The organism is Streptomyces sp. NPDC057271 (genome assembly GCF_042668715.1).
GTDB lineage: Bacteria > Actinomycetota > Actinomycetes > Streptomycetales > Streptomycetaceae > Streptomyces.
The window spans coordinates 26,872-36,036 of sequence record NZ_JBHUYJ010000081.1 but is presented as its reverse complement, the minus strand read 5'-3'; the positions used below and the strand labels follow the sequence as shown (position 1 = coordinate 36,036).

Genomic DNA, 9,165 nt, shown 5'->3' with positions numbered 1-9,165 from the left:
GGGTGATGCGGCCGCCCGTCACCTCGTAGAACCGCATCAGCAGATTGACCAGCGTGGTCTTGCCGGCGCCGGTCGGGCCGACGATCGCGACCGTCCGGCCCGGCTCCACGGTCAGCGAGAGGTCCTCGATGAGCGGCTTGTCCGGCTCGTAGCGGAACGCCACCTGCTCGAACGTGACCCGGCCGGTGACCGCCGGGAGCGGTGCGTCCCCGGGCTCGGGTTCGCGCTCCGGGGACTCCTCCTCCGCGTCCAGCAGGTCGAAGACCCGCTCGGCGGAGGCGACCCCGGACTGCAGCAGATTGGCCATGGCCGCGACCTGGTTGACGGGGCCGTTGAACTCGTACGAGTACTGGATGAACGCCTGGACGTCTCCGATGCTCAGCGTTCCGCTCGCCACCCGCAGCCCACCGACGACCGCGATCAGGACGTAGTTGAGGTTGCCGACGAAGGTGAGGGCCGGCTGGATGAAGCCGGAGATGAACTGGGCGCGGAAGCTCGCCGCGTACAGCTCCTCGCCGAGTTCGTCGAAGCGCGCCACGGACGCGTCGCGCCGCCCGAAGGCGACGACCTCCGCATGCCCGGTGATCATCTCCTCGACATGGCTGTTGAGACGGCCGGTGACGGCCCACTGCCGCACGAACTGCGGCTGGGCGCGCTGTCCGATCCGGGCCGCGACCACCAGCGAGAGAGGGACGGTCGCGAGGGCGACGAGGGCGAGCAGCGGCGAGATCCAGCACATCATCACCAGCACGCCGACGATCGTGAGCAGCGCCCGAACCATCTGGCTGAACGCCTGCTGGAGGGTCTGGGTGATGTTGTCGATGTCGTTGGTGGTGCGGCTGAGCATCTCGCCGCGGGGCTGCCGGTCGACGTACGAGAGCGGCAGCCGGGCCAGCTTGCGCTGGGCCTCGGCGCGCAGCCGGTGCCCGGCCCGCTGGACGACGGTCGTGGCGAGCCGCTGCTGGAGCCAGGTGAGCGCGGCGGCGCCGGCGACGGCCGCGAAGGCGGCGGCGAGTGCCTGGCCGACGGCGCGGAAGTCGACTCCGGCCGGGCTCGCGGCGCCGGAGACGACGAGGTCGGTGGCGTGGCCGAGGATCAGCGGGCTGAGCACGGCGAGGGCGACACCGGTGGCCGTGGCGGCGAGCACCGCGGCGATCCGGGGACGGTCGGGGGACATGGTGCGCAGCAGGCGCAGGCCGGAGGAGCGGAAGTCCAGGGAGCGTTCGAGGGACGGGGTGCTGATGCCGGGGCCGCGCTGCTGGACGGCCGGTCCCCGGCGTTGGGGGGCACTCACGCTGCTTCCTCCTCGGTGAGCTGGGAGAGGACGATCTCCCGGTAGGTGGCGTTGTCCCGCATGAGTTCCTCGTGGGTGCCGCTGCCGACGGCCCTGCCCTGGTCGAGGACGACGATCCGGTCGGCGTCGCGGATGGTGGAGACGCGCTGGGCGACGATGACGACGGTCGCGTCGGCGGTCTCCGCCGCGAGGGCCTCTCTCAGCAGCGCGTCGGTGCGGTTGTCGAGGGCGGAGAAGGAGTCGTCGAAGAGGTAGACCCGCGGGCGGGCGACGAGGACCCGGGCGATGGCCAGGCGCTGGCGCTGGCCGCCGGAGAGGTTGGTGCCGCCCTGCGAGACCGGCGCGTCGAGGCCTTCGGGGAGACCTCTCACGAAGTCGGCGGCCTGGGCGACCTCCAGGGCGTGCCACAGTTCGTCGTCGGTTGCCTCGGGCCTGCCGTACCGCAGGTTGCTCGCGACCGTGCCGGAGAAGAGGTACGGCTTCTGCGGGACGAGTCCGACGGTACGGGCGAGGAGTGCGGGGTCCATGTCGCGGACGTCGACGCCGCCGACCGTGACCCGGCCGCCGGTGGCGTCGAAGAGCCGGGGGACGAGGCCGAGGAGAGTGGTCTTGCCGCTGCCGGTGGAGCCGATGACGGCGGTGGTGCGGCCGGGGCCGGCGGCGAGGTCGACGGAGCGCAGGACGGGTTCCTCGGCGCCGGGGTAGCTGAAGCCGGCGTCGTGGATGTCGAGCCGTCCGGCCTCGCGCAGCTCGCGGACGGGGGCGGCGGGCGGGGTGACGGACGGTTCGGTGGCGAGGATCTCCTGGATGCGTTCGGCGCTGACCTCGGCGCGGGGCATGTGCATCAGCAGGAAGAGGACCATCATCACCGACATCATGATCTGCAGCAGATAGCCGAGGAACGCGATCAGCGAACCGGCCTGCAGGGCCCCGGACTCGATCCGGTGGGCGCCCGCCCAGATGACGGCGACGGTGGCGAGCTCCCAGACGATCAGCACGATCGGGAACATCAGGGCCTGGAGCCGGCCGACCCGCAGTCCGACCGACCGCAGGTCGCCGTTGGCGGCGGCGAACCGCCGCTGCTCGTGACGGTCGCGGGCGAAGGCGCGGACGACCCTGATGCCGGTGATCTGCTCGCGCATCACCCGGTTGACCCCGTCGACGCGTTCCTGCATCCCTCGGAAGAGCGGTCGCATGCGCAGGACGACGGTGCCGACGGCGCCCGCCATGAGCGGGACGAAGAGCAGGAGCAGGAGGGCGAGCGGAACGTCCTGGTCGAGAGCCATGACGATGCCGCCGACGCAGAGCAGGGGCGCCGCCACGAGCATCGTGAGGACGAGGACGGCGAACGTCTGCACCTGCTGGACGTCGTTGGTGGCGCGGGTGATGAGGGAGGCGGTGCCGAAGCGGCTCATCTCCCGGGCGGAGAAGTCCTGGACGCGCCGGAAGGCGGCGGCACGCAGATCGCGGGCGACACCCATGGCGACCTTGGCGCCGTGGTAGACGGCGGCGGCCGCGGCTGCGGCCTGGAGGAGGGTGACGGCGGCCATCAGGCCGCCCCCGGTGAGGACATGGGCGGTGTCGCCGCGCAGCACGCCGTTGTCGATGACGTCGGCGTTGAGGGTGGGAAGAGTGAGGGAGGCGAGGGACTGGACGAGCTGGAGTAACACGACGAGGGCCAGGGTGCGTCGGTAGGGCCGGAGCCGGCCCGCCACGAGTCGGAGCAGCATGGGTGCGGCTCCCCCTCAGGCGCCGTAGGGGCGGACGGACTTGGCGTCCCGCAGGGCGTGCGCCCACCAGGCGATCTGGTCGAGCATCGTCTTGGCGGCGGCGTCCGGTCCGGTGGGGTCCTTGTGGCGTCCGTCCTCGTCGAAGTCGCCGTGGGCGTTGTGGAAGGAGACCGTGTCGCGGACGGTGACGGCGTGCATCTCGGCGAAGACCTGGCGCAGTTGCTCGACCGCGCGCAGGCCGCCGGAGATCCCGCCGTAGGAGACGAAGCCGACGGGCTTGGCCTGCCACTCGGTGTAGTGCCAGTCGATGAGGGACTTCAGGGGGGCGGGGAAGGAGTGGTTGTACTCGGGGGTGAGGACGACGAACGCGTCGGCGGCGGCGAGGACCGGGGAGACCTTGGCGAGTTCGGCGACGGCCGCGTCGTCGGGGTGGTGGGTGAGAACGGGCAGGTCGACGTCGGCGAGGTCGACGACGTCGACGGTGTAGTCGGCGCGTTCGGCGAGGCGGGCGCGGAACCATGCGGCGATGACGGGCGCGAACCTGCCCTCGCGGTTGCTGGCGACGACGACGGCGAGCTTGAGCGGCGTGGAGTCCGCGTGGGTGGTGTCCATGCCGAGGATCCTGATACCTCAAGTTTGGTTGAGGTCAAGCGCCGATTCTCCGGGACCGCGTCGGCCTACGGTGAGAGGCATGACGACACCTCTCCCGCACATCGAGATCGACGGCGTCCCGGCGGCCGATCCCGCACTCCTCGCCGGCCTGCTGAGCGGCTTCGGCCACTTCACCGCGATGCAGGTGCGGGGCGGGCGGGTACGCGGCCTCGGCCTGCACGTGGACCGTCTGGACCGCGCCACCCGCGAGCTCTTCGGGCAGGGGATCGACGGCGAGCGCGTCCGGGGCCTCCTCGCCGGCGCGCTGAGGGCGGCGGGCCTGACGGACGCGACCGCGCGGGTGTACGTCTACGAGGGCGTCCGCCTCGTCATCGTCCTCCGGGCCCCGGCCTCCGCACCGCGGACCGCGCGGCGTCTGCGGTCCGTCGACTACTGGCGCCCCGCTCCCCACATCAAGCACCTGGGCGGCTTCGGCCAGTCCTACTACGGCGAGGCGGCCCGGCGCGAGGGCTACGACGACGCGCTCCTGGTCTCCCGGGACGGCGAGATCACGGAGAGCGCGGTCGCCAACATCGCCTTCTGGGACGGCACATCGGTGGTCTGGCCCTCCGCGCCCTGCCTCACGGGCGTCACGATGGCGCTCCTGGAGCGGCGTCTGGGCTCCGTACGGCGCCGGGTGACGATGACCGATCTCCCCCGGATGCGGGCGGCGTTCGTGACGAACTCCCGCGGCGTCTCGCCGGTGGGCGGGATCGACGCGCTCGGGTTCGCGGTGGACGAGGGGCTGATGGGGCGGGTGTACGAGGCGTACGAGTCCGTGCCGTGGGAGCGCCTGTGAGGAGCCGCCGCGGGATGGATCCCCTTGCACCCAACACGCGGCGCCTGCGCGGTTGTTCGAGGCCGCTCGGCAGGTAGCATCGAAGGTGCGGGTGGGGGACATGGGGGTCCGGAGATGGTCGCGAGCTACGTCGTCTCGCCGCGGGGCGGCCGTCGCGCCTACCCCGACATCACCTCCGCGCTGCGCGCCGCGGCCGCCCGGGCCCGGGCCGCGCAGATCGAGATCTGCGCCGGCCACTACGACGAGACGCTGTCCGTCCGGGGCGAGATCCGGCTGTTCGCACGCGACGGCGCGGGTTCCGTGGTGGTGAGCCGGCCGCGCGGACCGGTGCTGGAGACCTCCGGGGCGGTTCGCGTCGAAGGGCTCGTCCTGACCGGCGGCGACGCGGAGTACGACGCCGTCGCCTGCCAGAGCGGAACGCTCACCCTCGAACAGACCGAGATCCGGGTACGGGGCGGCGTCGCCGTGCACGCCCGGCCGCACACCGCCGTCACGCTGCGGGACAGTACGGTCCTGCACGGCCGCACCGTCTTCACCGGGTCCTCGGGGCTGGTCGAGCGGTGCCGGTTCACCGACGCCGCCGACAACGCGATCGCCGTGATCGAGGGGGCCCGGGTCGGCGTCCACGGCAGCCGGATCGAGGGCAGCCGGATCCACGGAGTGCGGGTCTGCGACGCGTACGCCGTGGTCACCGACTGCGAGCTGACCGGCACCGGGCACGCGGCCATCATGGCGGACACCCGGGCCGAACTCACCGTGGCCGACTGCGCGATCACCGCCGTGCACGCGGAGGGGATCATGTTCATCGAGCAGTCCCGCGGCTCCGTGGACCGCACCCGCGTCACCGACGCGCGGCACGGCATCGGCGCGGCGAGCGGCGCTGACCCGGTGGTGCGCGGCTGTGTGCTGAGCGCGTGCCGCGACACCGGCATCAACGTCCAGTCCTCGGGCCGGGGCACGTTCGAGGACTGCCAGGTCGTCGACGCGGGCAACGTCGCGGTGTTCTCGACCAAGGGCGGCGCGCCTGAGGTCCACGGCTGCCGCGTCTCCGGCGGCAACGTGGGCATCGCCGTCACCGAAGGCGCCCGGGGCCGCTTCACCGGCATCGGGATCGAGGATCTGACGGGCTCGGCGCTGCGGGTCTTCGACGACGACTCCACGGCCCTGTTCGAGCGCGTCCGGGTGGACCGCTGCGCGTCCGGCCTCGAGGTGCGGGGCAACGGAGGCACCACGGCCGAGGCCGTCGACACGGAGTTCCACGACTTCGCCCTGGCGGCGGTGGCCGTCGGAGGCCAGGCCCGTGTCTCGCTCAAGGGCATCAGGGCGGAACGGGGGCTGCTCGGCTTCGGCGTCGGCGAGGAGGCCTCGCTGCGTGTGGCCGACAGCCAGGTCGGCGCGGTGACGAGTGGCGGGGCCGTCGTCCTGGGCAGCGCGCGGCTCTTCGCGACGGACCTGTCCGTCACCGGCTCGGAGGCTCTGGGCCTGTACGGCAAGGACTCGGCCTATCTGGACGTCACGCGCGGCGCCTTCACGGAGTGCGCGGCCGTCGGCGCGGCCTTCGACGACGAGTGCGGCGGCCGGCTGGTGGACTGCTCCGTGAGCGGGTCGGGGGGTACGGCCGTGCGGCACAACGGGCGGGTCGACCTGATCTCGCTGGACACCTCGCTGCCGGTCGTCCGGAACGAGGAGCCGGTCGAGCTGCCGCCGAAGATCGTCAACATCTTCAACGGACCGGTCTTCAACGACTCCGTCATCAACAGCCAGATCCTGTGGAACAACGACAACGTCAGCATCACCCGGCGGCACACGACAGAGGACGGTCCGGCACATGAGTGATCCGCAGCAGCACGTGAACCGCTACGACGGCCCGGTGTTCAACGGCCCGGCCACGCAGAACCAACTCGCCTGGAACAGCGAGAACGTCACCCAGAACCAGCAGGTCAACAGCGCGGTCGCGCCGGGCTACGCGGAGCTCGCCGAGCGTGTGACCGAGCTGCTGCGGCAACTGCCCGAGGCGGGCCTCGGCGAGCGGGACCGCGAGGACGCGGCCGGCGCCGCCGGAGACGTCCTGGAGGCGATCAGCCGGCCGGACCCCGAGGAGGGCAGGGTGCGCCGCGCGCTCGCCACGCTGAGGGGAGTGCTGGCGCCCGTCGCGACCGGGGTCGCGGCCGGCACGACGGTGGGGGCCCAGGAATGGGCCCGGGCGGCGATCGAGGGACTGATCGTCTGAGGAGACCGACGGGACCGCGCCCGCGTCACGGCGGGACCGGGACCCACGTCGCCCGACACCACCGACAGGACCACGCCCACGTCACGGCGGGACCGGGATCCGTGTCGCCCGGTGCGCGCGAGGCTGCGCATCCGCGACGGGGCGGGTCCGGCACCGCCCGGTGCGGTGCGGCCCCGGGGCGGACCCGGCCGTGTCACCCGTTCGACACGGGCCGTCAGCCGACTGTCCGAAACCCTTCCTGACCTGCGTAGACATCGCTGGGGCAGGGCGCCACACCGCACCGGACGGCGTAATTCTGACCCTCCCTCAGCAGGCGCGCGGCGCGTCGCGGCTCTTACCTCGGTCCTAGGAGGTAGGTCCCGGGAAGTCCCTCCCGGGATGCCTCCCCGGCATGACCGCTCGCGCGCCCCGGAGGACCCCATGCGCACCACTGCCCGCCTGCTCACCGGTACCGCGTTGACGGTCGCCGCCGTCGGTGCCCTCGGCGCCCCCGCGTACGCCGGGGACTCCGGGACCCTCGAGGTCTATCCGTCCTCCGCGACCCCGGGCACCACCGTCACCGTCAACACGCTCGCCTGCGGCAAGCACGGCCACGGTGTGGGCGACGCGCAGTCCCTCGGCGCGGGCGACTTCCAGCTGAACCCGAGCACGCACAAGGAGGTCGTGGTCGGTCAGTTCAAGGTCCCGCACCACGCCAAGGCCGGTACGTACTGGATCAGCGTCGCCTGCGACAACGGCAGGACCGCGCGCGGTGAACTCAGAGTCGAACACAAGGTCCCGACCGGCCATGTGAGTACCGGTGTCGGGGGCAGCGTAGGCCCCGACACCACCCAGATCGCGGCGGGCGCGGCGGTGCTGGCCGCGGCTGCCGTCGGCGGTACGTGGCTCCTGCGCCGCCGGGCGAGCGGCGCGCAGGACGGCTGAGACGTACCGCACGTCCTGCCCCCGCCGCGCGCCCGCATGAGGCCCGGCGGGGGCAGGGCCACACCCGGGGCCCCGCTCTCCCGCCCGGGTCCCTTCCCCGCACCACCCCGAGAGGGCAGAACGTGAGCAACAGGAGCAAGGGCTGGGGCATAGCCGCCGCCGCGTGCGTCGGCATCTGGCTCGTGCAGAACGGGTCGGAGAACGTCACACCGCCGGTCCCGTCCGCCGCCCAGGCCTTCGCCGCCGGCCCGAACGCGCACACCACCGCCGCCGCCGACCCGCTGCCGCCCTCCGCGCCCGTCCGGCTCCGCATCCCCGAGATCGACGTGGACACGCCCATGACGGGGCTCGGCCTGGGCCCCGACGGCGCTCTGGAGGTACCGCCGGCGGAGAACGGCAACCTGGCCGGCTGGTACGAGGGCGGCACCACGCCCGGCGCCGAGGGCACCGCGATCGTCGCCGGTCATGTCGACAACAAGCGTGGCCCCGCCGTCTTCTACGCCCTCGGCGCGCTCAAGAAGGGCAACCGGATCGAGGTGGACCGCCAGGACGGCCGGACCGCCGTCTTCACGATCGACGCCGTCGAGGTGTACCCGAACAAGGCGTTCCCCGACGAGAAGGTCTACGGCCGGGCGGACCGGGCCGAGCTGCGCGTGATCACCTGCGGCGGCGGCTTCACCGAGAAGAACGGCTACCAGGGCAACGTGGTCGCCTTCGGCCACCTCATCGGCGTGCGCTGAGCCCGCTCAGGACCACTGGTCGAAGGCGAGCTTGGCAACCAGGGAGAAGACGACGACGAGCAGCACGCCGCGGACGAACTCGGCACCCCTGCTCAGCGCCATCCGCGCCCCGATCATCCCGCCGGCCAGGTTGAACACGGCCATGACCGCCGCCAGTTGCCAGAGCACGCTGCCCTGGTAGGCGAACATCGCGAGCGCGCCCGCGTTGGTGCACACGTTGACGATCTTGGCCGTGGCGGAGGCGGTCACCAGGTCGAGATGGAGTACGGCGGTCAGCGCGAGGACCAGGAACGTTCCGGTGCCCGGCCCGAACAGCCCGTCGTAGAAGCCGATGCCCCCGCCGACGAGCACGATCGCGGTGACGACCCGGGCCCGGCCGACGGGCCCCCTGGCCTCCGTCCGCGTCCCGAAGGAGGGCCGCAGCATCACGAACGCGGCCACGCCGACGAGTACGACCATGATCACGGGGCGCAGTACGTCGCTGCTGATCCCGGCGGCGAAGAAGGCGCCGGCCATCGACCCGGCGAGGGCCGCGAGCCCGATCCGTACGGCCGTCCTCACCTGCACCGGGGCCTTGCGTACGTAGGTGACGGCGGCCCCGGACGTGCCGACGATCGCGACGGCCTTGTTGGTGCCGAGGATCTGCGCCGCCGGGACGTGCGGAAGCCCGAGCAGCAGAGCGGGCAGCAGCAGGAGCCCTCCCCCGCCGACCACGGCGTCGATCCAGCCGGCCACGAGTGCGGCGAGGCAGAGCAGGACGAGGGTGGTCAGGGATATCTCAGGCATGCCCGCGAGCC

The 9,165-nt window shown here is 72.6% G+C and carries 9 protein-coding genes; 5 read left to right on the top strand and 4 right to left on the bottom strand.

The genetic code is table 11. The features are described 5' to 3' along the window. The 3 genes from ACFUJR_RS28970 to ACFUJR_RS28960 all read right to left on the bottom strand — a co-directional run. A partial coding sequence (locus ACFUJR_RS28970) for an ABC transporter transmembrane domain-containing protein (RefSeq protein ID WP_383175530.1) occupies nucleotides 1–1,294 on the bottom strand: 1,294 nt, incomplete at its 3' end. Then, entirely contained in the window at nucleotides 1,291–3,024 is a 1,734-nt protein-coding gene (locus ACFUJR_RS28965; RefSeq protein WP_383175527.1) for an ABC transporter ATP-binding protein, read from the bottom strand. The genes ACFUJR_RS28965 and ACFUJR_RS28970, both read right to left, overlap by 4 nt. 15 nt (nucleotides 3,025–3,039) lie before the next feature. Further along, nucleotides 3,040–3,636 (bottom strand): NADPH-dependent FMN reductase, encoded by a 597-nt coding sequence (locus tag ACFUJR_RS28960; protein ID WP_383175524.1) that lies wholly within the window; start codon nucleotides 3,634–3,636, stop codon nucleotides 3,040–3,042. Nucleotides 3,637–3,715: 79 nt separating this feature from the next. Between ACFUJR_RS28960 and ACFUJR_RS28955 the strand changes: the two genes are divergently transcribed. From ACFUJR_RS28955 to ACFUJR_RS28935, 5 genes are all read left to right on the top strand, one after another. After that, nucleotides 3,716–4,474, top strand: coding sequence for an aminotransferase class IV (locus ACFUJR_RS28955; protein WP_383175521.1), 759 nt, complete (start codon nucleotides 3,716–3,718; stop codon nucleotides 4,472–4,474). A gap of 114 nt (nucleotides 4,475–4,588) precedes the next feature. Next, on the top strand, nucleotides 4,589–6,310 hold the full coding sequence (locus tag ACFUJR_RS28950) for a right-handed parallel beta-helix repeat-containing protein (protein WP_383175518.1): 1,722 nt from the start codon (nucleotides 4,589–4,591) through the stop codon (nucleotides 6,308–6,310). Further along, the gene (locus tag ACFUJR_RS28945) at nucleotides 6,303–6,704 is read left to right on the top strand and encodes a hypothetical protein (protein ID WP_383175515.1); all 402 of its coding nucleotides are present in this window, start codon (nucleotides 6,303–6,305) and stop codon (nucleotides 6,702–6,704) included. Before ACFUJR_RS28950 ends, ACFUJR_RS28945 begins: the two co-directional genes overlap by 8 nt. A gap of 420 nt (nucleotides 6,705–7,124) precedes the next feature. After that, the gene (locus ACFUJR_RS28940) at nucleotides 7,125–7,628 is read left to right on the top strand and encodes a hypothetical protein (protein WP_383175512.1); all 504 of its coding nucleotides are present in this window, start codon (nucleotides 7,125–7,127) and stop codon (nucleotides 7,626–7,628) included. Nucleotides 7,629–7,750: 122 nt separating this feature from the next. After that, nucleotides 7,751–8,368, top strand: a complete 618-nt coding sequence (locus ACFUJR_RS28935) for a class F sortase (RefSeq protein WP_383175510.1) — start codon at nucleotides 7,751–7,753, stop codon at nucleotides 8,366–8,368. A 6-nt stretch (nucleotides 8,369–8,374) separates the two neighbouring features. Here the strand turns inward: ACFUJR_RS28935 and ACFUJR_RS28930 are convergent, their stop codons facing one another. Beyond that, nucleotides 8,375–9,154, bottom strand: a complete 780-nt coding sequence (locus ACFUJR_RS28930) for a sulfite exporter TauE/SafE family protein (protein ID WP_383175507.1) — start codon at nucleotides 9,152–9,154, stop codon at nucleotides 8,375–8,377. Nucleotides 9,155–9,165 lie beyond the last annotated feature (11 nt).